The sequence below is a fragment of the Pedobacter soli genome, from assembly GCF_900101435.1.
GTDB classification, from domain to species: Bacteria; Bacteroidota; Bacteroidia; order Sphingobacteriales; family Sphingobacteriaceae; genus Pedobacter; species Pedobacter soli.
Map to the genome: position 1 here is coordinate 82,027 of NZ_FMZH01000008.1, position 23,446 is coordinate 105,472.

Annotated in this window: 17 protein-coding genes and 1 tRNA gene; 10 read left to right on the forward strand and 8 right to left on the reverse strand. The window is 41.1% G+C overall.

All coding sequences use genetic code 11. From position 1 onward, the window contains the following. The first annotated feature begins 6 nt into the window (after positions 1–6). The 5 genes from BLR37_RS17500 to BLR37_RS17520 all read left to right on the forward strand — a co-directional run bounded on the left by BLR37_RS17500 (position 7) and on the right by BLR37_RS17520 (position 7,474). A complete protein-coding gene (locus tag BLR37_RS17500; protein WP_039470613.1) occupies positions 7–909 on the forward strand; it encodes an AraC family transcriptional regulator in 903 nt (300 codons plus the stop codon). 88 nt (positions 910–997) lie between these two features. Beyond that, positions 998–2,773, forward strand: coding sequence for a DUF885 family protein (locus BLR37_RS17505; protein WP_090770813.1), 1,776 nt, complete (start codon positions 998–1,000; stop codon positions 2,771–2,773). Between the two features lie 38 nt (positions 2,774–2,811). Then, complete coding sequence (locus BLR37_RS17510; protein WP_090770815.1) at positions 2,812–4,251, forward strand: APC family permease; 1,440 nt, start codon at positions 2,812–2,814, stop codon at positions 4,249–4,251. A gap of 82 nt (positions 4,252–4,333) precedes the next feature. Continuing rightward, on the forward strand, positions 4,334–6,628 hold the full coding sequence (locus BLR37_RS17515) for a S9 family peptidase (protein WP_244154689.1): 2,295 nt from the start codon (positions 4,334–4,336) through the stop codon (positions 6,626–6,628). A 57-nt stretch (positions 6,629–6,685) separates the two neighbouring features. Next, positions 6,686–7,474 (forward strand): NIPSNAP family protein, encoded by a 789-nt coding sequence (locus tag BLR37_RS17520; protein ID WP_090770820.1) that lies wholly within the window; start codon positions 6,686–6,688, stop codon positions 7,472–7,474. Here BLR37_RS17520 and BLR37_RS17525 read toward each other — a convergent pair whose 3' ends face one another. Continuing rightward, complete coding sequence (locus BLR37_RS17525) at positions 7,475–7,873, reverse strand: LytR/AlgR family response regulator transcription factor (RefSeq protein ID WP_090770822.1); 399 nt, start codon at positions 7,871–7,873, stop codon at positions 7,475–7,477. It abuts the gene before it with no gap. 440 nt (positions 7,874–8,313) lie between these two features. Between BLR37_RS17525 and BLR37_RS17530 the strand changes: the two genes are divergently transcribed. After that, the gene (locus BLR37_RS17530; RefSeq protein WP_090770824.1) at positions 8,314–12,219 is read left to right on the forward strand and encodes a TIM-barrel domain-containing protein; all 3,906 of its coding nucleotides are present in this window, start codon (positions 8,314–8,316) and stop codon (positions 12,217–12,219) included. Positions 12,220–12,336: 117 nt separating this feature from the next. After that, positions 12,337–13,857, forward strand: coding sequence for a glycoside hydrolase (locus BLR37_RS17535; protein ID WP_090770826.1), 1,521 nt, complete (start codon positions 12,337–12,339; stop codon positions 13,855–13,857). A gap of 15 nt (positions 13,858–13,872) precedes the next feature. On the opposite strand, the gene BLR37_RS17540 is transcribed toward BLR37_RS17535, so the two are convergent. Then, positions 13,873–14,493 carry a Crp/Fnr family transcriptional regulator gene (locus tag BLR37_RS17540; protein ID WP_090770828.1) on the reverse strand — a complete coding sequence of 207 codons (621 nt, stop codon included), beginning with the start codon at positions 14,491–14,493 and terminating at the stop codon, positions 13,873–13,875. A 281-nt stretch (positions 14,494–14,774) separates the two neighbouring features. Here BLR37_RS17540 and BLR37_RS17545 point away from each other — a divergent pair. Then, positions 14,775–14,847, forward strand: a tRNA-Lys gene (locus BLR37_RS17545). 613 nt (positions 14,848–15,460) lie between these two features. On the opposite strand, the gene BLR37_RS17555 is transcribed toward BLR37_RS17545, so the two are convergent. The 3 genes from BLR37_RS17555 to BLR37_RS17565 all read right to left on the reverse strand — a co-directional run bounded on the left by BLR37_RS17555 (position 15,461) and on the right by BLR37_RS17565 (position 18,025). Beyond that, complete coding sequence (locus BLR37_RS17555; RefSeq protein ID WP_090770832.1) at positions 15,461–16,129, reverse strand: hypothetical protein; 669 nt, start codon at positions 16,127–16,129, stop codon at positions 15,461–15,463. 36 nt (positions 16,130–16,165) lie between these two features. After that, complete coding sequence (locus BLR37_RS17560; RefSeq protein ID WP_090770833.1) at positions 16,166–16,606, reverse strand: VOC family protein; 441 nt, start codon at positions 16,604–16,606, stop codon at positions 16,166–16,168. A gap of 63 nt (positions 16,607–16,669) precedes the next feature. Next, positions 16,670–18,025 (reverse strand): sulfatase, encoded by a 1,356-nt coding sequence (locus BLR37_RS17565; RefSeq protein WP_208599683.1) that lies wholly within the window; start codon positions 18,023–18,025, stop codon positions 16,670–16,672. 188 nt (positions 18,026–18,213) lie between these two features. Between BLR37_RS17565 and BLR37_RS17570 the strand changes: the two genes are divergently transcribed. Beyond that, the gene (locus tag BLR37_RS17570; RefSeq protein WP_090771049.1) at positions 18,214–19,392 is read left to right on the forward strand and encodes a glycoside hydrolase family 27 protein; all 1,179 of its coding nucleotides are present in this window, start codon (positions 18,214–18,216) and stop codon (positions 19,390–19,392) included. Here BLR37_RS17570 and BLR37_RS17575 read toward each other — a convergent pair. After that, positions 19,389–20,369 carry a GlxA family transcriptional regulator gene (locus tag BLR37_RS17575; RefSeq protein WP_090770836.1) on the reverse strand — a complete coding sequence of 327 codons (981 nt, stop codon included), beginning with the start codon at positions 20,367–20,369 and terminating at the stop codon, positions 19,389–19,391. The genes BLR37_RS17570 and BLR37_RS17575 overlap by 4 nt on opposite strands. A gap of 159 nt (positions 20,370–20,528) precedes the next feature. Between BLR37_RS17575 and BLR37_RS17580 the strand changes: the two genes are divergently transcribed. Beyond that, positions 20,529–21,023: an SRPBCC family protein gene (locus tag BLR37_RS17580; protein WP_090770837.1), complete on the forward strand. Its 495-nt coding sequence runs from the start codon at positions 20,529–20,531 to the stop codon at positions 21,021–21,023. A gap of 79 nt (positions 21,024–21,102) precedes the next feature. Here BLR37_RS17580 and BLR37_RS17585 read toward each other — a convergent pair whose 3' ends face one another. Together BLR37_RS17585 and BLR37_RS17590 are read right to left on the reverse strand one after the other, a co-directional pair. After that, on the reverse strand, positions 21,103–21,468 hold the full coding sequence (locus BLR37_RS17585) for a helix-turn-helix domain-containing protein (protein WP_090770839.1): 366 nt from the start codon (positions 21,466–21,468) through the stop codon (positions 21,103–21,105). 40 nt (positions 21,469–21,508) lie between these two features. Further along, positions 21,509–23,443: an LTA synthase family protein gene (locus tag BLR37_RS17590; protein WP_090770841.1), complete on the reverse strand. Its 1,935-nt coding sequence runs from the start codon at positions 23,441–23,443 to the stop codon at positions 21,509–21,511. Positions 23,444–23,446 lie beyond the last annotated feature (3 nt).

The window sequence follows — 23,446 nt, forward strand, 5'->3', positions numbered from 1 at the left end:
ATCCTGATGAAAGTATTACCATTTACCATGCTTGTGCCCGATGACAAGAGTGTGATTTCGGAGCATATCGAAGCGCCTTATTTTTATCAATACCTGCACCGCCACGATGAATGGCAGATTACTTATGTAGAAAGAGGAGAAGGAACGCTAATTGCAGGCAATGATATGCATGCTTTCCGTTCTGGCGATATTTTTGTAATTGGAGCCAAACTGCCGCATCTGTTTAAAAGCAATCCAGAGTATTTTGCGGCCAACTCAACCAGAACCATCAAGGCCTGCTCTATTTATTTCAATCCTAACGGAATTTTAGGAGCGTTGTTCAATTTGCCCGAAATGAAGATGGCCAGTTCTTTTTTGGCTAAAAACAAACATGGCTTTAAAATTCCTGAACGTTACAACAAAGCCATTGTAAACAAACTTTTTGATGTACATCATGCCTCAGGTGTTGATGTGCTTTTTAAGTTTTTACAGCTCGTAAACGGACTTCAGGATTTAAACGATGATGTAGAATCTTTATGCTCGGATTTGTATTCTTCAAATGTGACCGAAAATGAAGGAATGCGTTTAAGTAAAATCATCAATTTCATTACCGAAAACTACAACAACCAGATTTCGCTGGAAGATGTGGCTAATGCCGCTTTTATGACTCCACAGGCTTTCTGCAGGTATTTTAAAAAACATACCGGCCATACCTTTGTGTCGTTTTTAAATGAAGTGCGCATTAACGATGCCTGTAAAAGCCTCATTTCGGGTGAAAAGGCCGATTGTATTTCAGGCGTAGCTTATAAAGCAGGTTTTAACAGCATTACCAATTTTAACCGCGTGTTTAAAAGTATTATTGGTCAATCGCCACGCGCATATATCGATACCTATAATAATGTAAGCCGGGTTAGCTATGTAGGCGCCTAAACCTTTATCAGAATTTATTTTACCATAAAAAGCTAGCCATTTTTCGGAATGGAGGCAAATGCTATTGCTCATTTTTAACTCAATTGAAATGCTAAAAAGATTACTTTTTATTGCTTTTTTATTTGTTAGTGGCTTGTTATCCGGAGGGATTGCTTTGGCGCAAACAACCAATGAAAGCCTTTACGAACAAACCAGCGAAATGGGAACCTGGGTAGTGGGTTACCAGGTAGATGTTGATGCCATTAACGATTTTTATTTCCCTTATTCAGCGGGTAGCTACTATTCGAGTCCATTGAATACCTTTAAAAGCCCCGAACAACGCAAACGCCTGCAGGATATCAATAACGATTACCTGGCAAAACTCAAATCGGCTAAGTTCGAAACCTTTAGTATTTATGGAAAAGTAGACTACATATTGCTTAAAAAGCAGATCGAATCGTCAAAATACCTGTTAAATAAAGAAGAAACCGAATACAAAACGCTGGCCAGCTATTTTCCTTTTGCCGATGCCATTTATGCGCTCGAAAAGTTGAGAAGGAGAGGGAATTATCAGGAAGGCTCACTACTCGCCTCGCAAATAGATGCCACCGCTAAACAGATCGAAACTTTAACAGGTAATACTCGGCAGAAAGAGCTTAAACCCGATCAGCTTAAAATGGCTGCGGCGATTACAACAAGCTTAAAGCAACGCTTAAAAGGTTTTTATCAGTTTTACATGAATTACGAACCCGGCTTTACCTGGTGGGTACCCAAACCTTACGAAAGGTTAGATGCTGCCCTCACTGCTTATGGTAAATTGTTCGCCGAAAAAGCAGATGCGCCCGAACCTAAAACCAATAAACCACCGATTAAAGGTAATCCAATAGGTCGCGATGAGCTAATCAGACAATTAAATGCTGAGTTTATTCCTTATACACCCGAGCAACTCATTCAGCTTGCCGAAAAAGAATTTAAATACTGCGATGCCGAATTGTTAAAAGCCTCGAACGAAATGGGTTTCGGAAACGATTGGAAAAAAGCCCAGGAAAAAGTAAAAAACAGTTATGTGCCTTTGGGTAAACAGCCTGAGCTGATTGTAAAGCTGCAGGACGATGCTTTGGCTTTTATTAAAGCTAACAATCTGATCGAGATTCCGGCACTGGCACAGGAAACCTGGGGGATGGTGATGATGTCGGCCGAACGCCAGCTTGTTAATCCCTTTTTTACCGGTGGTCGCGAAATCAGCATTTCTTATCCTACCAACACCATGGAGGAAGGTGATAAATTAATGAGTATGCGTGGCAACAATCCTTATTTTTCGAGGGGAACCGTGCAACACGAGCTTTTACCAGGTCACCATTACCAATATTTTATGAACAGCCGCTACAAAGGCTATCGCGATCCTTTCCAAACCCCTTTTAGTGTAGAAGGCTGGCCATTATATTGGGAACTTTTGTTGTACGACAAGGGCTTTGCCAAAACACCCGAAGAAAAAATCGGAATGCTTTTCTGGCGCATGCACCGTTGTGCCAGGATTCTTTTCTCGCTCAATTATCACCTCGGCAAATGGACACCACAACAATGCATCGATTTTCTGGTCGACCGTGTAGGACATGAACCTGCCAACGCCGAAGGCGAAGTGCGCCGCTCGTTTCAGGGCGGTTACAGCCCATTGTACCAGGTGGCCTACCTAACCGGAGGCTTACAGCTTTTTGCCTTGAAAAAAGAGCTGGTAGATAGCGGTAAAATGAGCTTTAAAGCTTTTCATGATGCAGTAATCAAACAAAACCTTATCCCGGTAGAACTGATCCGCGCTACTTTAATAAACCAAAACCTTAGCCGCGATTTCACTACCTCGTGGCGGTTTTACGATCAAACACACTAAACTAACCTTAACCTTTTTTTTGAACCACAAAACAAATTATGAAAGCAGAAACCACCCAGTTTAAACCTTCGCTTAAATTGATGGATGCCACCATGCTCGTTGCAGGAAGCATGATTGGCTCGGGTATTTTTATTGTAAGTGCCGATATCACCCGCAACGTAGGCAGCTCGGGCTGGCTGCTGGTGGTTTGGCTCATTACCGGTTTTATGACCCTTACTGCTGCTTTAAGCTATGGCGAGTTGAGTGCCATGTTCCCAAAAGCAGGGGGGCAGTATATTTATTTAAAGGAAGCCTACAATCCGCTCATTAGTTTTTTATATGGCTGGAGTTTTTTTACCGTAATCCAAACGGCAACCATTGCTGCCGTAGGTGTAGCTTTTGCCAAATTTACGGCTTACCTTATTCCGGCTTTAAGCGAAGATAGGGTTGCAATAGATCTGGGCTTTTTAACCATTTCGCCTGCACAACTTTTGGCCATTGGGGTAATTGTATTGCTTACGTTTATCAATAACAGAGGAGTAAACGGGGGCAAGGTGATCCAAACCACCTTTACCGTGGCCAAACTATTAAGTTTATTCGGCTTAATTATGTTTGGTTTGTTCTTTTTAGATAAAGGCATCTGGAAGAGCAACTGGGAAAACATGTGGCAGCTGAGTGCTTTGCCTGCAAGTGGATCGGTTTCGGCGTACACCACACTGGCTGCATTTGGTGCTATTGCTGCGGCCATGGTGGGCTCAATTTTCAGCAGCGATTCGTGGCACAATGTAACTTTTATTGCCGGCGAAATTAAAAACCCGGCGCGTAACATTGGTTTGAGCTTGGCTTTAGGAACCATTATTGTTACCGTGCTCTACATTCTTACCAATATAATGTACACCGGCGTACTTTCTTTGCATGATATTGCCTATGCCGATAAAGACCGCGTGGCTGTTTCGGCAGCAAATCATATTTTTGGCACTGCCGGCACGATTACCATTGCGGTGATGATTATGGTTTCGACCTTCGGGTGTAACAATGGATTAATTATGGCGGGTGCAAGGGTATATTATTCGATGGCTAAAGATGGTCTTTTCTTTAAAAAAGTGGGTACACTCAACAAAAATGCAGTACCGGGTTTCGGTCTGTGGATTCAATGTATTTTTGCGTCACTTTGGTGCATTAGTGGTAAATACGGCGATTTGCTCGATATGATTTCTTTTGTAGTGGTAATGTTTTACATGCTTACCATTTTCGGGATCTTTATTTTACGCAAAAAACGTCCCGATGCCGAGCGGCCTTATAAAGCCTTTGGTTATCCGGTATTACCCATCATTTACATTGTTATGGGGCTGGCTTTCTGCATCCTCCTCATTATTTTTAAACCCAAATTTACCTGGCCGGGCTTAATCATTACGCTCATTGGTATTCCGGTTTATTATCTAATTAAAGGGAATATTAACCAGTCCAATGTTGTAGCAAAAGAAGTGGTTGAAGCATAAGGTTAAAATGTTCATATTATCGATTAATATCTTAGCCTAATCTTCCGCTTACTACAATTACATTTACAAAAAATCCCAAGTCATGATGTATTCTATGGTCAGAAAACCACTGGTTTTGGCCCTTTTTAGTCTCGCTTTTTTACAGTCGAAGGCACAGCATGCGCCTTTACAGCCTTATGCGCCAAGCCCGGCCGAGGTGGCCAACAGCTATCAGCTATCCAATAAACTCGATACGACCCTGCGTAATATCCCCACTAACAACGATATTACACCGTTTTGGAAAAAAGATGGAACAGCTTTCTGGTACCGTAAAAACCTGCCAAACAGAACCTGGGAATATTATTATGTAGAAACTGCATCAGGAAAACGTCAACTGGCTTTCGATTCGGAGAAGCTGGCTAAAAGCCTCGAAGAAACTACTGGCAAAAAGCAAAATGCAGTAAAATTGCAATTTAGTGAGCTGTATTTTGCCGATGGCAATACCGCTAAAATTAAGCTTCAGGGTAAGTGGTACGGGGTTAATTTAAGTAATTACAGTATCACTGATTTAACCGATACCAATATTTACCAGTATAATGCCAAACGACCTTTACAGCAAAAAAGATCGCGCTGGCAACGGAATCGCTTTGTACGCAAATCGCCCGATGGTAAATATGAAGCAACCATACGCGGCGGAAATCTCTTCGTAACCGATAAAGCGACCAATACCGAAATACAACTCAGTACCGACGGAACTGAAGCAAAACCTTATGGCGATTATGTATGGGTTCCTGACGGGAAAAATATCATCGCCTATAAAACAGACCCCAAAGAAATTAAAAAAGTACATTATGTACTTAGCTCAGTGCCGGGCACTACCCGTGGAGAGTTAAAATCGAGAGAATATGCCCAGCCTGGCGATGATTTTACTTCATACCAGCCCTACATTTTTAACATCACTGCCAAAACTGCCGTAAAAGTAGATGCTGATCCAATCGATTTCTTCGGGCCACCCGAACTACACTGGCGCAATAACGATAGTCGCTATTACACCTACGAAAAAGTTGACCGCGGTCACCAACGTTTCAGGGTAATTGAAGTAGATGTACAAACCGGTAAAACCAGAAACATTATCGACGAAAAAACAAATACCTTTATTTACGAAAGCCGGATTTATACCCGCTACCTGCCCAAAACCAACGAAATGTTGTGGACCAGTGAGCAGGATGGCTGGCAACATCTTTACCTGGTAAATACCCTAACGGGAAAACAGGCTAAAATAACCAGCGGCAACTGGGTTGTGCGCGATATTGATAGTGTAGATGTAGCTAAGCGCCAGGTATGGTTTAAGGCCAGTGGCATGAATAAGGACGAAGATCCTTACTTTATTCACTATTACCGCATTGGTTTTGATGGCAAGGGATTAGTAAATCTTACCCCAGAAAAAGGTAACCACAGCCTCAGCTTTTCACCCGATCGTAAATATTATATCGATACCTATAGCCAGGTAAATGTACCACCGGTTAGCGAGTTAAGATTAACCTCAAATACCCGTAAGGTAACGGAGTTAGAGCATGGCACAGCAGACACTTATCTGGCTACAGGCGTTAAGCTGCCCGAAGTTTTTGTAGCCAAGGCACGTGATGGCGTAACCGATATATGGGGGGTAGTATGCCTGCCTTCTAAAATGGAACCCAATAAAACTTATCCCATCATCGAAAATATTTATGCCGGTCCGCAGGATAGTTTTGTGCCTAAAAATTTCCTTCCCGCCAGCGAAATGCAGAGCATGGCCGAGCTGGGCTTTATCGTAGTGCAGATAGATGGTATGGGCACAGCTAACCGTTCTAAAGCCTTTCATGATGTTTGCTGGAAAAACCTGGCCGATGCAGGTCTGCCTGATAGAATTTTATGGATGAAAGCCATGGCGCTTAAATATCCCAATGCCGATATTAGCCGGGTAGGGGTTTATGGCACCTCTGCAGGTGGTCAGAATTCGACCGGTGCCTTATTGTTTCACCCCGAATTTTATAAAGCTGCCGTTTCGGCTTGTGGCTGTCACGATAACCGGATAGATAAGCAATGGTGGAACGAGCAATGGATGGGTTACCCGGTAGGGCCACATTATGGCGAACAATCGAACATCACCAATGCCGCTAAGCTACAAGGCAATTTATTCTTAATTGTAGGCGAAGCCGACGAAAATGTACCACCAGAATCAACCTATCGTTTGGCCGATGCTTTAATAAAAGCCAACAAGGATTTCGATATTTTGAGCATTCCGGGTATGGGGCACAGTGATGGTGGGACTTATGGCCGCAGGCGTAAACGCGATTTTTTTGTGAAACATTTGCTCAACGCCGAACCGCCAAACCCCAATATTCTTGTTACGAAATAAAAGCAGGTTTCTTTTTGCCTAGATTTACCTTTGTATTAATTGATCAGGTATAAAACAATGTTAAAAAGAATCAGCTTTCCGTTTATAGTATTATTGGTTTTTGTATGCAATACGTTGCAGGTTAATGCTGCACAATCTGAATTTTACCAGCTCAAAGTATATCATTTAAAAACAGAGGAGCAGGAGAAAACTGTTGATGCTTATTTACAAAAAGCTTATTTACCGGCATTACACCGCTGTGGGATAGCAAAAGTGGGTGTATTTAAACCTATTGTTAACGAAACAACTGCGGCTGCAGAAAAACTGATCTATGTCTTTATCCCTTTTAAATCTTTCAACGGGGTTTTAGCGCTCGATCAGAAGCTGGCTAAAGATGCACAATACAATGCAGATGGTAAGGAGTATTTAACGGCTTTGTATAACAATGCAGCTTATGAACGCTTAGAATCTATTTTGTTAAAAGCTTTTGATGATGCGCCTCATTTTGTATTGCCGAAGCTAAAGTCTCCTATGGCCAAACGGGTTTACGAATTAAGAAGCTACGAATCGCCCAGCGAGCAATATTTTCAGAACAAAGTAGAAATGTTTAATAAAGGGGATGAAATTGGCCTGTTTAAACGCTTAAATTTTAATGCCGTTTTTTACGGTTCCGTAATTGCCGGTAGCCGGATGCCCAACCTCATGTATTTAACCACTTTCGAAGATCGCGCCGACCGCGAAGCGCACTGGAAGGCTTTTTCTGCCGACGATTACTGGAAGAAACTTTCTGCCATGCCGCAGTACCAGCACAACGTATCTAAAAACGACACCAGGTTTATTTACCCAACAGATTATTCTGATATTTAATTACGAAAGCCATCTTCTTTGCAGTTGCGTACGACCAATCAGCTGTTCAATAGTAGCCGAAAAAGTAGGGTAGCCAATTGGTTTAAGCAATAGGCTGTCTCCGTCTGTTATCGCGTTTATGGCGTAACTGCTGTGTGCGGTAACAAAAAGGATGTACTTTACTCTGTTTCTGAGCATACGGGCCATATCAATTCCTGATACTTCCATTTGTATATCAAGCAAAAGAAAATCTATTTTTCCGTAACCCCAAAAAGCAGCCAGGGCAGCAACCGGATCGGTAAAGCTACCTTTTAACTTTAGTTTTGGGTTTTTAGCTACATATTGTTCCAGGATTTTTATGCTCAGCGGATTATCGTCGACAATTACGCAGCTGTGTGTTTGTGGTTTGAATGGGTTCATGACGGAGTTTTTTGTTAACAATTACAAATTACCTGCCACTTAAAATTTTAACCCTCAGGTGTTGTAATTGAGCAATTAAAGCATGGTTGAAGGGGAAGTTGAATTAGTTAGAAAAAAAGTGTGGAATAAATTCCCCGTTTTGGGTGATAGTTGTAGAAAAAAATCCACATTTTTTACTTTGCCAACCGGCCGGCCTGCAGGTGGTTTAAATTTTTAAGAACAGGTTATGCAACCAGCTGCATGATAAGATTTTGGTATGCTGACTGTTTTATACATGCATTTTCTGTAAAAAAGCTGTTTGATCAAACGATTGCGCGGTTTTTGTGGCCTTAACAACAAGGGTTCTGTTGCAGGGATTACTAACTTTATGCCATAGCGGTTTTACAAAAGCCATTTTGTTAGCGGCTTAACACATAAGTTTTAACCAAATCAAACTCTTAATGATCCCCAATTCCTTTTACAAGAAAAATAAAAAGAATATTACCCGGAAACGGCACAAAAGCGCTGTCCTTGCATCTGCCGTTCTTTTGGCTGTTGCACCTATATTTGCCCCGCCCGCTTTAGCCATTGGCATTAAAGCAACAGGCATCTCAAAAGAATTCAAAACAGATGCGATAAAAGTAATTGCTGCCAAAAAAATCAATCCAACCACAATCGAATTGTCATTATCGGATGGACAAACCTTGACATTCGATTTTTATGGCGAAAATATATTCAGGCTTTTCGAAGATCATAATGGCGGTTTCATCAGAGATCCTCAGGCTAAACCCGAAGCCAAAATTCTGGTCGAAAACCCACGCAGGCCGGTTAGCAAATTAAACGTTACCGACGAAAACAATCAGATCAGTATCACAACCGATAAGATTAGTGTTCAGGTTGATAAAAATACATCACTGATTAAAATCATTAACCTGGCTACAAAAGCGGTGGTGATGGAAGAAACAGCACCTGTTCAATTCGAAAAAGCTAAAGTAACCCTTACATTAAAAGAAAATACAGCCGAATATTTCTATGGAGGTGGTGTTCAAAACGGACGCTTCTCGCACAAAGGAAAAAGCATCGCTATCGAAAACCAAAACAGCTGGACAGATGGTGGCGTAGCTTCGCCAACACCTTATTATTGGTCGACCAATGGTTACGCGGTGCTTTGGCATACTTTTGCAAAAGGCCGATACGATTTTGGTGCTAAAGCAAAAGGAACGGTAAAACTGGCCCACGAAACCGATTATTTAGATGCCTTTTTTATGGTTGGCGATGGTGCAGTACCTTTGTTAAATGATTTTTATCAGCTAACCGGTAATCCGGTGTTATTACCCAAATTTGGCTTTTATCAGGGTCACCTAAATGCTTACAACCGCGATTTTTGGAAAGAAGACGAAAAAGGAACCTTGTTCGAAGATGGTAAGCGCTATAAAGAGAGTCAGAAAAACGACGGTGGGATTAAAGAATCGCTTAACGGCGAAAAAAACAATTACCAGTTTTCGGCCCGTGCAGTAATTGATCGGTATAAAAAGAACGATATGCCTTTGGGCTGGGTACTGCCAAATGATGGTTACGGCGCAGGTTATGGCCAAACCGAAACTTTAGACGGTAATATTCAGAACCTGAAAAGCTTTGGCGATTATGCCCGTAAAAACGGTGTGGAAATTGGCTTGTGGACTCAATCCGATTTGCATCCCAAGCCAGAAATAAGCGCTTTGTTACAACGCGATATCATTAAAGAAGCGCGCGATGCAGGCGTTAGGGTATTAAAAACCGACGTAGCCTGGGTAGGGGCCGGTTACTCCTTCGGACTTAATGGTGTAGCCGATGTGGCGCAGATTATGCCTTATTATGGCAATAACAGCAGACCTTTCATTATCTCTTTAGATGGTTGGGCAGGCACACAACGTTATGCCGGAATCTGGTCGGGCGACCAAACCGGAGGTGTGTGGGAATACATTCGTTTCCATATTCCAACTTATATCGGTTCTGGTTTATCTGGTCAGCCAAACATTTCTTCTGATATGGATGGTATTTTTGGCGGTAAAAATCCAACCATCAATACGCGCGATTTTCAATGGAAAACCTTTACGCCAATGCAATTGAATATGGATGGATGGGGCGCCAACGAGAAATATCCGCATGCACTGGGAGAGCCGGTAACCTCTATCAACCGCAATTACCTGAAATTAAAATCGCAGTTAATTCCATATACTTACAGTGTAGCGAAAGAAGCTTTAACTGGCCTGCCGATTATCAGGGCTATGTTTTTAAATTCGCCTAATACTTATACTTTGGGCAGTGCTACCCAGTACCAGTTTTTGTATGGCCCCAGCTTTTTGGTAGCCCCAATTTACCAGGAAACCAAAGCCGACGAGAAAGGAAACGATATTCGCAATGGGATTTATTTGCCTGAAGGTACCTGGTACGATTATTTTACCGGTGATAAATATACCGGAAACAGCATTGTAAACAGTTTCGATGCACCCATCTGGAAACTACCTGTTTTTGTTAAGGCAGGTGCAATTATTCCGATGGCAAATGCCAATAACAATGTTTCTGAAATTAATAAAGCCAGGCGCATGTATGAGCTTTATCCGGCAGGTAAAAATACTTTTACCGAGTATGATGATGATGGCGCTACAGAGGCCTATAAACTGGGTAAAGGCGTTTCCAATGTAATCGAATCGGAAGTTGATCAGAAAAACAATGCTACCATAAGCATTCAGCCTGCAAAAGGTGAATTTGAAGGTTTTGTTAAAGAAAAATCTACCGAATTGGTTATTAACGTTACCGAAAAACCAAAACGTTTGACAGCAAAAATCGGAAATAACAAAACCAAACTGGCGGAAGTGAGCTCGATGGATGAATTTTTGAAGCAGGATAATGTATATTTCTACAACGCAACACCAAATTTAAACCAGTTTGCTACTAAAGGCAGCGAGTTTGAAAAAGTTGCCATGATTAAAAATCCGCAACTGCTGGTTAAACTTGCATCGACTGATATTACGGTAAACCCGGTAACAGTTACGGTAGAAGGATTTAAATTTGAGCCTGCAGATAAGCAACGCATTTCTGCCGGTAAATTAAGTGCTCCGTTAAATGCGCGCATTACCGACAAAAATACCGAAGCCTACACGCTTAAACCAAGCTGGGGCAAGGTAGATCATGCCGATTATTACGAAATTGATTTTAACGGGATGCATTACACCACTATTAAAGATACTACACTGTTATTTGATGGTTTATTGGCCGAAACAGCTTATGCTTTTAAACTGCGTGCGGTAAACAAAGATGGTGTTTCAGACTGGACAGATATTAAAGCTACTACCAAATCTAATCCGCTCGAATTTGCCATTCAGGGTATAACTGCCGAAACCACGGCCGAAAATCAGGGTGGATCTGGTATTGCCGATTTATTCGATTTTGACGAAGGCAATATGTGGCACACCAAATGGGGTGCTAAAGCAGTGCCATTCGATATGGTTATCGACCTGAAAACCATTAACCAGCTTGATAAATTCCATTACCTGCCACGCAATGGAAGAGGTAATGGTAACTTACTTAAAGGAACTATATTTTACAGCAACAACAAAGAAAGCTGGACCACCGCAGGCACTTTTGATTGGGCTAACAATGGTGATGTTAAAATATTCAGCTTCAATGGTCACCCAGGTGCACGCTACATTAAAATTTCGGTTGCAGATGGCGTTGGTGGTTTCGGGTCAGGTCGTGAGTTGTATGTGTTTAAAGTTCCGGGTACCGAAAGTTACTTACCGGGCGATATCAACAACGACCGTTTAATTGATAAAAACGATTTGACTTCGTATATCAATTATACCGGATTGAAAAAAGGTGATGCCGATTTTGAAGGTTACATCAGCAATGGCGATATCAACAAAAATAACCTGATTGATGCTTACGACATTTCGGTAGTAGCTACACAACTTGAAGGAGGTGTAAATAATGCCAAAATAGAGAAACTTGCGGGCAAACTACAAATCAGCACTACTAAACAGGCTTACAACAAAGGCGATATTGTCGAAATTAAAGTAAAAGGGGTAGACCTTAAATCGGTAAATGCTTTAAGTTTTGCTTTACCTTACCTGGCTCAGGATTACGATTTTGTAGGTGTGGAAGGCTTAAATGTAAAACAAATGGATAACCTTACCTACGATCGTTTACATACCAATGGTGATAAAGTACTTTATCCAACATTTGTTAATTTGGGTAATAAAGAAGCTTTAAACGGTACCAGCGATTTGTTTACCCTAAAATTAAGGGCCAAACGCAAAGTACAGTTTAATCTTAAACTAACCGAAGCTCTATTGGTAGACAAACAATTGAATAGTATTAAATTTTAAGCATAGCTAAATGCTGTCTCAAAGCTCCGTGGTCATTCACGGAGCTTTTGTTTTTTTAGGGCAAAATGGTTGATATTAATTTAGTAAGTTGTAGGCGCAAATTATCCTCAAAACTCAATGAAAAAAACTGCTGTCCTGAAGCCCTTGTTCATTCATATTATGGTGTTGCTCGGCTGTACCACTGCTTTTTCACAACAAAAAACTGTAAAAGTAGAGATCGATCCGGCCGTCTCCTTTCAAACTATAGAAGGTTTTGGCGCATCAGATGCCTGGTCGTGCCAGTTTGCAGGGCTTTGGCCCGATACAAAAAAGAATAAGATGGCCGATTTGTTATTTAGTACTGCTACTGATGATCACGATCAGCCGCTGGGAATAGGATTAAACATGTGGCGTTTTAGTATTGGCGGAGGAAGCGCAGCACAAGGTAAACTCAGCGATATAGGCGATGAATGGCGTCGACAGTATGCTTTTTTGCAAGCCAATGGTACTTACGATTGGAATGCCATGCCCGGGCAAACCTGGTTCCTGAAAGCCGCTAAAGCTCGTGGAGTAAACCAGTTTATTGGTTTCGTAAACAGCCCAAATGTTTTGTTTACCAAACATGGCAAGGCTTATTCTACTGATGGAAAATGTAACCTCGATTTTGATAAATTACCTGCTTTTGCAGCTGATATGGTGGCCACTGTTAAAGGTTTGCAGCAATCAGCAGGTATAAGCCTCAATTACCTGAGTCCGGCAAACGAACCCCAGTGGAAATGGAATGAACATAATCAGGAAGGATGCCCTTACAATAATGCCGAACTGGCCAAATTATATAAGGGAATTAACCAGGCATTTGAACAAAACAAAATTACCACCAAAATACAGGTAGGCGAGGCCGGTCAGCTCGATTACCTGTACCAGAATGGCGATACGTTAAAAGGCAATCAGGTGTATCAGTTTTTCAATGCTGCTTCTCCAAACTATGTTGGTAATTTGTCGCATATCGATCAATCCATATCTGCTCATAGCTATTTTACCACCAGTCCCGTAACTAAATTTATCAATACCCGTAAAAAAACGGCAGAAGCAGTTGCTGCGGTGCCTGGTTTAAGGTATTGGATGTCTGAATACTGCGTGCTGGGCGATGCTGTACTTAAAGGCGAAAAGCGCGATTTGGGTATGGTCACAGCCTTATTTATTGCACGTTTAATTCACCACGATCTGGTGATCTCCAATGCAGCATCATGGCAATGGTGGCTGGCCATATCATCGGGCGATTATAAAGACGGACTGGTGTATATCGACAAAAATAAAACCGATGGCAATGTGTATGACAGTAAAATGCTTTGGGCACTGGGCAATTACAGCCGTTTTATTAAACCGGGTAGTCAGCGTGTGCAGGTAAATGCCCTTTCGGCAGATCATCCAGAAGTTTATGTTTCCTCGTACAGGCAAAATCAGAAACTGGTAACCGTAGCAGTTAACTCAACCAAAACAGATATCATGCTCCACATCGCTATAAAAGGGAAGGGGCACAATAAAGCAATGACCTACGTTACAGACTCAACAAATAATTTATCGCCTTTTAAACAATACAACAGTACGAAGCAAATTTTGCTGCCCGCCGAATCGGTTACCACGATATTGAGTAAATAATTAAAACTTGAAAGATTATTTATGCTGTTGCGTTCTGATCCTGCTCAACGTTTCGAGGCGCATACCGATAAATGAAGCAATATATTTAAGTGGTACACGGTTAATCAGGTGCGGGTAGGTGAGCAAAAAGCGTTGGTAACGTTTTTGTGCAGAGGGCAGGCGACAGAGGTAAGCCCTTTCTGTAGCACCCTGGAAGTATATTTCAGTCATTTTGCGCCCAACATAATTCGCTATCGGGAAGTTTTCGTACAAAAGCTTCGACATTTCGTGCGGAATAGCAATGGCGAATACTTTATCTATCGTTTCAATATATTCATCAGAGACTTCGTTCTCCCATAAATTTCTGATGGTACCCGCCAGTTCATTTTCTGCAGCAATCCAGGTGGTTACTTTCTTATTTCCCATTTTTAAATAACCATGTACGGCACCTTCTAAAATGAGGTAGATATATTTGTTTGCTTTCAGCGGTGAGGCAATGTGTTTGTTTTTGGCAAACTCTACCGGAAAAGTGTACTCATTAATAATCCTTTCAATTTCGGGATTAAGCGGGTGATAGGATTTAAAAACGGTAATGAGCGGAGAGAAACCGCCAAGCGCAGTCCATTTCGCCTCTCCATATTTGTTTTCGATATTCATTTTCGGAAGATAGTCATAATTGCTTTACGCTTAAGTTTTACAACCAGAAATAGATCATAAAAGTTTGAGGAAGATTAAAAGGGCCTGATTTTTTTAATTACTGCGTTCTGCTTAATTATTAACTAAAAAGATGAAAAAAAATAAAATGGATAACCAGATGAATATGATTGGTTTAGCGGTTTGTGTAATTGGTTTTAGCGAAATAATCTCAAATTATTTCAATTCTGTTTTGGAACAATACATTTAATTTCTATCTTTGCAGCCCCGCAAGGGGGATAAATGATTCCGTAGCTCAGCTGGTAGAGCATTACACTTTTAATGTAGTGGTCCTGGGTTCGAATCCCAGCGGGATCACAGAAAGCCTCACAGAAATGTGAGGCTTTTTTGTTAATAGCCGGCGATAATCCCTCTTTGATATACCTTTTTGCATTTCAGCGCATATTCGCTGGGGTTCCGAACGCGGTCTTTCCTCCACTGAGTATGTTCTTTCTCGACCTGAGCTGCTTTTTTGTAGTCCGGAGTATATTCGCCGGGGTACGGAACTACTTTTTAGTACCTCCGGGTATATTCGTCGATGTTCCGAACGTCGTCTTTCTCAGTCTGAGCTACTTTTTTGTAGTCCGGAGTGTGTTCGCCGGGGTTCCGAACGTCTTCTTTCTAGTTCAGCGTATATTCGCCGAGGTTCTGAACTCCTTTTTAGTACTTCGGAGTGTATTCGTCGAGGTTCCGAACGAGATTTTAGTACTTCGGAGTGTGTTTTTTCTACTTCCGAAGTACCTTTTAGTACTTGCGAAGACCAAATTAGTCTTCGCGAGTACTTTTAAATGCTAATGGAGGCTGTTTTCAAAAAATAGATCAAAACGGATATGAGCCCTATCGATTGCTTGGACTCGACAAGTAAAATCTTGTGTCAAGAGAGATAGCTCGTCAAAGCGTAATGAATATGATCAATTAGGCTTTGATTTTATCAGTATCTAAATGTTTTACCCTTTTCATTATAAACGTAGATTCTATGATCTTCCGGAAATTTTTCCTTTAACAATGAATCAATTTTTTCAGCTTTATAGTTGTAGTGTCTTTTGTTTAAAAAGCCCACAGATCTTATCGTTGGATGGTTAAGGATAGGCTGAAGATTTCCATCTAAAATATTGGTATTTAAGAAACGGAAATCTATAAGTTCAGGAAAGTTGCTTAGAAAGTCGAGATTATCAATGTCTCCGCATGCATTCAAGCGCAAAACCTTAATTTTACTTAGCGATAGTAGTTCTTCGGAAATTACGAGCTTCTTACTTTGATTAATATGTAAAAACTCTAAGGAGTCTTTCAATAGATTCAAACCAGTGTAGCTTGTTAGTTTGGTACAATAATGGAGCTCAAGTCTTCTTAAGTTTTTGAATTTTTCAATTCCAACAAAGTCTTTGATATTTGCCCAGTTCAATTCAAGGTACAATAGTCTCTCAGATTCCGGCAGGCTTTCAAATGAGTTAAGTTTTTCTTTCAAGTGCCAAACAATTGCATACGCTGTGTTTGCTAAATCATTGCTATCGATTCTTTTATTCGGAGTCTTAAAATCCTTTCTAAATATGTTGTTCTGATCTAATTGTTCAAACCAGATGGTGTTGAATCTCCAATCCATTCTTACGTTGCTCTTCCTAATTATTTATTATGGGCTTTATACTTCATCAGCTTTCGGACTATTATCAGCCGGTTCCCAAAGCTCAATCTTATTGCCTTCCGCATCCATAATGTGTACAAACTTTCCGAAATCGTAAGTAGCAATTTCATCGAGTACCGTTACACCATTTGCTTTCAGCTGTGTTACCAACCCTTCAATGTTCTGTACCAGGTAATTGATCATGAACTCTTTTTTAGAGGGCGCAAAATAAGCATCACCACTTTTAAAGGGGCTCCATTGCAGCGAATTGATTTCTTCTGGCCGGTTTACATTTCTAGAATCGAAACTTACCGAACCCCATTCATTTACATCGAAGCCCAGGTTTTTAGCGTACCAGTCTTTGGTATCTTTCGGGTTATCAGCAAAAAAGAATATGCCGCCAATGCCCGTTACTTTTGGGGTTAATGGATTTTCGGTATTGTTTTGTTGTTCTTCCATGGTTTGTTTTTTTTACTAAATATAACAATTGAAGTGAGATATTGGGGACCAACAGTGTTTACATTATTTCTGCTGATCGGCTTTCGCATTTAAGGGGATATAAGCTTTGTTTAATGTGGTAACTGCAGGCGCCTTTACTTTTTGCTCCCAGGTGGTTAACAGGGCCAGTAAATCTTTGGTTATTTGTGGATTTTGTTTCGCCACATTGTTTTTCTCGCCAATGTCGGTTTTCAGGTTGTACAAAGCAACCGAATCATTTTCGAAATAACGGTGCAGTTTCCAATCGCCTTTACGTACCGTTTCGCCAGGGCGGGTTCTGAAAATACGGTCGTTGGTTTCTGCGTTGCCACCTTCCAGGTAAATCGGGAAATACCAGTATAGCGGGCGCTCTACCAATAGTTTTTCGGCCTTTTGCGTAAGCAGGTAATTGTAAACGCTGTTTCCATCTACTTTAGGATAATTTTTTATACCCGCTACCTGCATCAGCGTGGGATAAAAATCCAGATTGGTAACCGGAAGATCGCTGGTGGTACCGGCCTTAATTTTGCCTTTCCACACAAACACCAGCGGAACGCGCGTCCCTCCCTCAAAATAACTGCCTTTGCCTGCCCTGAGCGGGTGCTGCCAGGTAACCTGGTTAAAGCCTCCATTATCAGAGGTGAAGATAATCAGGGTGTTTTCCATCAATCCCTGTGTTTCAAGCGCCTGAAGTACCCGCCCGATATTGCGGTCTTCATTGTTCAGCATGGTAGCATAGGCCTGGTTACGTTGCCCATCGTCGGCAGGTTTACCTTTAAACTTGTGCATTAAACTATCTACTTTTTGGATGGGGCTATGCACGCCATAAGAGGCATAATATAAAAAGAAAGGTTTGCTGCTCTTTTGGGTTTTAATGTAATCGATGGCTTTATCGGTAATCAGATCCGTAAGGTATTCGGTATTCGGACCATCTATTTTTACATTACCATACGGAGGATAATAACTTTTAGGACTACCTGCATGTGAACCACCAATATTTACATCGAAACCGTAGCTTAACGGATTATTGCTCATGTGCCATTTGCCGGCAATACAAGTGCTATAGCCATTTTCTTTAAGTAACTGTGGGAAAATCTTAAAATCGGGATTAAGCACTTCTATATTTTTGATTGGTACCAGTTTACGGTTTTTACTATCGCCCCGTTCAGAAGTGCCTACCGTGTAAATGCCATGCCGGGTTTGCCATAAACCGCTGAGCATGCTGGCTCTGCTGGGTGCACAGTTAGATGCCGAAGCATAGCCATTGGTAAACACTATGCCTTGTTTGGACAGTTTATCCATTACCGGCGTTTCGTAAAATTTAGATCCCATAAAGCCGGAATCACGCCAGCCCATATCATCCATATTAATCAATATAATATTAGGCTTTTGCTGAGCCATTGTTAGGCAAGGCATCACGAACAAGAAACAAAGTGTGAGGAGCAGGGGCTTTTTCATTGCTGATATTTATTTTATATCTGGTTACTGCAAATAAAGTAAATAAAACAACAAGTTACAGGCTTGACAGATCATACCGTATTTTTATCTTTGATATTAACTGAAACATGACATCTAACCGCTATATTTTAATGAAAAATCCTATCCCTGCATTCAAAAAGATTAGTTTTTTACTGGCCGCTTTTTTATTGGGCACTGCTCCGGTTTTGCATGCCCAGGAAGCCAAGGCACCTATTATGGGTTGGAGCAGCTGGAATAATTTCAGGGTAAAGATTGATGAAAAGATGATCAGGGAGCAGGCCGATGCCATGGTCGCGTCGGGCTTGTACGATGCAGGTTACCGCTTTATTAATATTGATGATGGCTTTTTTGGCGGGCGGGATGCTTCGGGTAAACTCTTTGTTGATGAGCAAAAATTCCCCTCGGGCATGAGATCGCTAACCGATTATATCCACAGCAAAAAACTTAAAGCCGGCATTTATACCGATGCAGGTTTAAACACTTGCGGGTCTATCTGGGATAACGACCAGAAAGGAATAGGAGTGGGCATTTACGGACATGAAGAGCAGGATTGTAATCTGTTTTTTAAAGAATGGAATTTCAATTTTTTAAAGGTAGACTGGTGTGGTGGTGAGAAAATGAAGTTGAATGAAGAGACCCAATACACCAAAATCATCAATACAGTTAAAGCTATAGATGCAGCTATTGTTTTTAATGTATGCCGCTGGCAATTTCCGGGCGAGTGGGCCATTACCAAAGCCGATTCCTGGCGTATATCGGGCGATATCAGTGCTAGTTTCGCTTCTATACTTAAAATAATTGATCTCAATGCTGATTTGTACCGCTACGCTTCTGCAGGTCATTATAACGATATGGATATGTTGCAGGTAGGCAGGGGCATGAGCTATGAAGAAGATAAAACGCATTTTTCGATGTGGTGTATGCTCAATTCGCCATTACTGGCGGGTAATGACCTGCGATCGATGACCAAACAAACCATCGAAATCCTGACGAATAAAGAACTCATTGCCTTAAACCAGGATAAAGGCTTTAAACAAGCCAGCAGGGCGATTAAAAATGGCGATATTGAGGTTTGGCTGAAACCATTGGGCTCAGGTGATAAAGCTATTGCCATTATGAACCGCGGCAATAAAATAACCGAATTTAGCCTTGATGCCAAAAGTTTAGGCCTAAGCAGCAAAAGCAAATTACGTGACCTTTGGCGGCATACCGATTTGGGAAGCCTGAAAAAACAAAAAGCTTTTACCATTCCAGGCCATGGGGTGGTGGTGCTTAAAGTAAAGTCTTAAACCAATAAATCTCTGTTGTACCTGTTGCGGTATTCGAGTGGCGATATTCCGGTTATTTTTCTAAATACCTCGCGGAAAGCTTTGGCATCGGCATAACCTACATCGTACATCACTTCGTTAATGGTTTTGCGGCTGGTTTCGAAAGCTCTTTTGGCCGATTCTATTTTTGCCCGTTGTAAATATTCAATTGGCGTATTGCCTGTGGCTTTGATAAAACGCCTGTCGAAATTTCTTCTGCCCACAGCAAAGCGTGCTGATAAATCTTCGACTGCGATTTTTTGGTTCAGGTTATTTTCGAGGTATAATTGTGCTGCTTTAACCATTTCATCGCTGTGCCGCTTTTGGCCTTTAAAAATAATAAACGACGACTGGCTGTGCCGGTCCATTTCGATCTGGAAAATTTTTGCACAGTAAATTGCCGTTTGCCTGTCGAAATTCTTTTCTATCAGGTATAACAGCAGATTTAGAAAAGAATAAGCACCACCATTGGTGTAAATTCCGTTTTCATCGGTAATTAACTGATCTGTTTTTAAATTTACTTTCGGAAATCTGGTTTTAAAATTATCGGCAACCACCCAATGGGTAGAACAGCTTTTGCCATCTAATAAACCTGTAGCAGCCAAAAGAAAAGCCCCGGTGCACATACTGGCTATTTCGGCACCCTGCTGGTATTGTTTTACAATCCAATCGGTTAGTACCTGGTTGCCTTCAATAGCCTTATCGTAATTGTGGTTTAACGAAGGGATAATCACCAGATTAGTCTGTTTAATCGCCGAGATATGTTTATGTGGTTTAACACTAAATAAGCCATCGTAATAGTTCACTTCTTCCGAAATGCCTACCAGTTCAATTTTAAACATGGTTTCGTGTCCGCTTTCCTGCCAGTAGGCATTTGCCCGGCTTAGTATTTTATATGAGCCAATAATGCTGCTCAGGTTGTTAGGACCGTCTGGAACCAGTATGGTAATATGTTTCATTGTGTATTTACGATAAGTGATGCTGTTATAAAGATAAGGATTAAGCTTGTCCAAATCAACCCGTTACAATGTCTGTTTTACACCGTACAGTGAAAGTTTAATACCCTTAACTTTGGTATGTAATAATCAAATATTTAAAATATAATCAACATCAATACCATGGAAAAAGAAAATTTTATGGCTACCATTCGGGTAGATCAAAGCCCCGAAGCAGCATTTAATGCCATTACCAATGTACGCGGATGGTGGTCGGAAGATATAGCGGGAAGCACCACCGAACTTAATGCCGAGTTTATTTACCATTATCGCGATGTGCACTATTGTAAAGCAAAGCTGATTGAGCTGGTTCCCAATAAAAAAGTAGTGTGGGAGGTACTCGATAACTATTTTAATTTTATCGACGATAAAAGTGAGTGGAAAGGCACCAAACTGGTTTTCGATATTTCGGCAGCAAATGGCCAAACTGTGGTAACCTTTACCCACGAGGGATTGGTGCCAACATATGAATGTTATGAAATTTGCAACGAAGCCTGGACCAATTACATTAAAACAAGCTTATATCAGCTCATCACAACTGGCAAAGGAAATCCCAATCCGAAAGAAGGGGATGGTTTTAATACCGAATTAGCAAAGAAATGGAAGCTTGAAGCTTAAATATTGATTTTGGTTTCGGCTATTGCAGTAAATAATATCAGATTGCTTCACGAATGCAGTGAAGCAATCTGATCTGCGACTAAGCTTTTGTAAGGTTTTCTAACGATGCAATAATCTTTTTCTGGCTTTTAATCGTTTCCTCGTAAAGTTCCAGCAGTTTGTTTTTATCGCTGTTTAAGCGCTTCAGGTCTGTAATTTCCTGATTGTGTTTTGCTCCGGAATCCATTTCTATCCTGGCCAGGTCTTCATCCCTACGGAAATGCTCAAAAAAATTAACATCAAGGGCTATCGAAATGCGGGTAAGTATATCCGTATCAATCGAAGTCGATTTCAGTATCGTACCCACGCGGTGCTTGCTGATGCCTGCTTCATCGGCAAGCTGCTCTCTGCTCATTCCCTTCACTTTCATCTCTTTCCAGATCAGTAATCCAATATTTATACCCATCGTTTAATTTTTAATCTCTTATGTTTAACCAGCAAGCCAGCTACTTCTTTTTCGTGTCAAAACCATACAATCCGTTTTGATACAGGTAAGCAGCCATCTGGTAATTAGCAATCGTTTCATTAGTCAGCTGCTGATCTTCCGGACGTTTTTCTGCATTTCCTGTTTTGAAATCGGGCTGATAGGTACCTGATTTTTTATTCGGATCGAGCACTACCAGTTTCTGATTTTTAATGTAACCTAAGCTTTGGTAGGTGCTGATAAATGCCCGCTCATTGCCATCTTTCATTTTAAATACATCCTGCCCGAAAAATTTGCTGTTATAACTGAAGTTCAGATAACCTAAAAGGGTTGGACCAATATCAATCTGTGCCGTAAGTTTTTCGAATTTACCTGGTGCAATATGTCCCGGACTGTAAAAAATCATAGGGATATGGTATTTATCAACCGGTAACTCAACTTTACCCGCACTTGATGCACAATGATCGGCTACTATGATAAACAGGGTATTGGCAAACCAGGGTTTTTGTTTGGCTTCGCGTATAAATCTGCCAATGGCATAGTCGGTATATTTAACGGCACCTTCTCTGCCGGTATGCGACGGAATATCAATCCTGCCTTCTGGATACGTAAAAGGGCGGTGGTTAGAAACCGTCATAATTTGCGCAAAAAACGGTTTGTTGTTTTTATAATCTTTATCCAGTTCGCGTAGCGATAAGGTAAACAGATCTTCATCGGCTACGCCCCAGATATTAGAATAATGGATTTCCGAATCTTTTAAAGCACTTCTGTCAGTTACCTCATAGCCATTATTGGAAAAGAATTCGTTCATGTTATCGAAATAACTATAACCACCATAAATATAGCGGCTGTGATAACCTTTAGAGCGGAATACATTACCTATGGTAAAAAGGTTCTTGTTATCGGGGCGTTTTACTATCGATTGGCCTGGAGTTGGCGGGATGCAAAGCGAAAGTGCCTCTAATCCGCGTACAGTTCTGGTACCCGATGCATATAAATTAGTGAAAAGTAAACCTTCTTTCGCAAGCGAATCAAGCTGAGGGGTAATGTTTTGCGTGTTGCCAAAGCTGCCTAAAAATTCGGCACTTAAACTTTCTACGCTAATCAAAACCACATTCATGCGGTTTTCGGTACCGCTGCTAGTAATCATTCTCGAAGTACTCAGATCAGTTCTTGCCGAAGAATCGCCCGGCAATAAATGCTGAAGAATATTTGCAGCACTTTTAACCGGAAGTGTTTTGTAAAAAGTATCGTAATCAAGTTGATTATGCCAAAAAGCATAGCCGAATTCGTACATGCCATTGCCCGAAAGTTCGTTTACATATTGGTTGCTGCTGTTGTTTTTCCATTTATGGCTTACACCAAAATAAGTTAAAACGGGCAGGCACAATAAAACGAGGGCAATTTTGGTTCTTTTGCCAAAACGTGTTTGCTGATAGGTAGATACGGTAATCAGTTTTCTTAACAGGTAAACAATGGCCGCGGTTAAAATAACCAAAGCAGTTAAAATGGTATTAATGGGGTACGACTGGCGGATATTCCCGATTACTTCTGTGGTATATACCAAATAGTCGACTGCAATAAAATTATAGCGTACTGAGAACTCTTCCCAAAAGAACCATTCGGAAACGGCGTTGAAAATGAGTGTTAAAACAACAACAAAAAAATAGATAAACAGCAATACCCTGCTGGTTTTGCCCGTATAGCCTTTTGCCGGAAACAACCAGAGGTAAATAACCAAAGGTATAATGGCGAAAGAGGTTGCAGCCAGATCGTAAAACAGGCCGATGATAAAAACTTTCAGGAGGTTTATGACAGACCAATCGAAAGAAGCCGCACTATAAATTAATAAGGTAATGCGGGTTAATAACGAAATGCCACAAGATAATAGGGTAGCCAGAAGAACAGGACCGAACCTGTTTTCTAATAGTTTACTTATTTTTTCTTTAACGCTCATAAT

Bases quoted from the DNA above. Each gene is read 5' to 3' on its own strand.
- BLR37_RS17560 (WP_090770833.1), bottom strand. From the start codon at position 16,606: ATGGAAGAACAACAAAACAATACCGAAAATCCATTAACCCCAAAAGTA.
- BLR37_RS17540 (WP_090770828.1), bottom strand. From the start codon at position 14,493: ATGAATATCGAAAACAAATATGGAGAGGCGAAATGGACTGCGCTTGGC.
- BLR37_RS17570 (WP_090771049.1), top strand. From the start codon at position 18,214: ATGAAAAATCCTATCCCTGCATTCAAAAAGATTAGTTTTTTACTGGCC.
- BLR37_RS17515 (WP_244154689.1), top strand. From the start codon at position 4,334: ATGATGTATTCTATGGTCAGAAAACCACTGGTTTTGGCCCTTTTTAGT.
- BLR37_RS17500 (WP_039470613.1), top strand. From the start codon at position 7: ATGAAAGTATTACCATTTACCATGCTTGTGCCCGATGACAAGAGTGTG.
- BLR37_RS17530 (WP_090770824.1), top strand. From the start codon at position 8,314: ATGATCCCCAATTCCTTTTACAAGAAAAATAAAAAGAATATTACCCGG.
- BLR37_RS17555 (WP_090770832.1), bottom strand. From the start codon at position 16,129: ATGGATTGGAGATTCAACACCATCTGGTTTGAACAATTAGATCAGAAC.
- BLR37_RS17590 (WP_090770841.1), bottom strand. From the start codon at position 23,443: ATGAGCGTTAAAGAAAAAATAAGTAAACTATTAGAAAACAGGTTCGGT.
- BLR37_RS17505 (WP_090770813.1), top strand. From the start codon at position 998: ATGCTAAAAAGATTACTTTTTATTGCTTTTTTATTTGTTAGTGGCTTG.
- BLR37_RS17520 (WP_090770820.1), top strand. From the start codon at position 6,686: ATGTTAAAAAGAATCAGCTTTCCGTTTATAGTATTATTGGTTTTTGTA.
- BLR37_RS17565 (WP_208599683.1), bottom strand. From the start codon at position 18,025: ATGGCTCAGCAAAAGCCTAATATTATATTGATTAATATGGATGATATG.
- BLR37_RS17535 (WP_090770826.1), top strand. From the start codon at position 12,337: ATGAAAAAAACTGCTGTCCTGAAGCCCTTGTTCATTCATATTATGGTG.
- BLR37_RS17510 (WP_090770815.1), top strand. From the start codon at position 2,812: ATGAAAGCAGAAACCACCCAGTTTAAACCTTCGCTTAAATTGATGGAT.
- BLR37_RS17525 (WP_090770822.1), bottom strand. From the start codon at position 7,873: ATGAACCCATTCAAACCACAAACACACAGCTGCGTAATTGTCGACGAT.
- BLR37_RS17575 (WP_090770836.1), bottom strand. From the start codon at position 20,369: ATGAAACATATTACCATACTGGTTCCAGACGGTCCTAACAACCTGAGC.
- BLR37_RS17580 (WP_090770837.1), top strand. From the start codon at position 20,529: ATGGAAAAAGAAAATTTTATGGCTACCATTCGGGTAGATCAAAGCCCC.
- BLR37_RS17585 (WP_090770839.1), bottom strand. From the start codon at position 21,468: ATGGGTATAAATATTGGATTACTGATCTGGAAAGAGATGAAAGTGAAG.